The sequence below is a fragment of the Bowmanella yangjiangensis genome (genome assembly GCF_017255015.1).
Lineage (GTDB): Bacteria > Pseudomonadota > Gammaproteobacteria > Enterobacterales > Alteromonadaceae > Bowmanella > Bowmanella yangjiangensis.
The window spans coordinates 1-290 of the sequence record NZ_JAFKCS010000893.1 but is presented as its reverse complement, the minus strand read 5'-3'; the positions used below and the strand labels follow the sequence as shown (position 1 = coordinate 290).

Below are 290 nucleotides of genomic sequence, written 5' to 3'. Positions count from 1 at the left end.
AACCTTGCCCGCCTCAGACGGCGCCAGCCTCGGCGCCGAGCGCGGCATGCGTACGCAGTTCCTCGTCGATGAATGCGGCAATCATCGCGCGGTACACCTGCTCGACCACCTCGGCCGAGGCCCCGCGTTGACTGGCAAGTGCCCGCACCTTGGCGATGACCTGCTCGACGCGTGCCGGGGCACGTACATCGGCACTGTCCTTCTTGAACCGCGCCGCCTGCGCGACGAAACCACCGCGCCGGGCGATGAGCTCGACCATGGCGCGGTCGATCTCGTCGATACGCTGGCGC

The 290-nt window shown here is 68.6% G+C and carries 1 protein-coding gene; it reads right to left on the bottom strand.

Annotated elements, in window-relative coordinates:
* Positions 1-13: 13 nt before the first annotated feature.
* On the bottom strand, positions 14-290 hold a 277-nt coding region (locus J0A65_RS27115; RefSeq protein ID WP_206597254.1), incomplete at its 5' end, for a chorismate mutase.